The 879-nt window shown below is 59.5% G+C and carries 1 protein-coding gene; it reads right to left on the minus strand.

Translation table 11 applies throughout. The features are described 5' to 3' along the window. Window positions 1-84: 84 nt before the first annotated feature. Entirely contained in the window at window positions 85-738 is a 654-nt protein-coding gene (locus ACRXB1_RS36900; protein ID WP_449494887.1) for an MFS transporter, read from the minus strand. Window positions 739-879: the final 141 nt, after the last annotated feature.

Consider the following 879-nt stretch of genomic DNA (forward strand, 5'->3'; position numbering starts at 1 on the left):
TGGCGGGCATCTCGAACGCCGATGCCCGCGGCTGGACCGGCGCGGGTCCCGGACAAAGCGGCGCGTTGCTTGTTTCGGTAGCCGTCATTTGATGTCATCCAGTTGAATGCCGCGCGTCTCGGGAAGCAGCGCCGCGCTCAAGAGGAGCAGCGCGTAAGCCACCACGGCAAAGATCGCGATGGCGGTCGCAAGTCCGAAGCGTACCGAAAACGCACCGACAAGCGCAGGGAAAAGCGCGCCCATGCCACGGCCGAAGTTGTAGCAGAAGCCCTGGCCGGAACCGCGCAGCCGGGTCGGATAAAGTTCTGAGAGAAACGATCCCACGCCCGCAAGATAACCGCTGGAGAAGAACCCCAGCGGAAAACCGAGCCAGCGGATCGCTTCGTTGCTGATCGTGAACTGCGTGTAGGCGAGCACCACGATGATCGCCGCTATCGAAAACGACACGAAGAGTTTCTTGCGTCCGAAACGGTCCGCCATCCACGCGCCGAACAGATAACCGAAAAAACTTCCGGTAATCAGGAAGCCCAGATAGCCGGTCGAATTGATGACGGTCAAATGCCGCTCGGTCTTGAGGAAAGTCGGAATCCACGTCGATATGGCGTAATAACCGCCCTGGCATCCCATCATGAAAACCGATCCGAGGATCGTCGTTTTCAGCGTGCCAGGACGAAAGATCTCCCAGAGCGACGGTGCATCGCCATCGATTGCGCGTTGTTTTCGGGCGCGGTCGGCAATCTCGGGCTCCCTGACATCCCATCATGAAAACCGATCCGAGGATCGTCGTTTTCAGCGTGCCAGGACGAAAGATCTCCCAGAGCGACGGTGCATCGCCATCGATTGCGCGTTGTTTTCGGGCGCGGTCGGCAATCTCGGGCT

This window comes from Caballeronia sp. M23-90 (assembly GCF_053574605.1).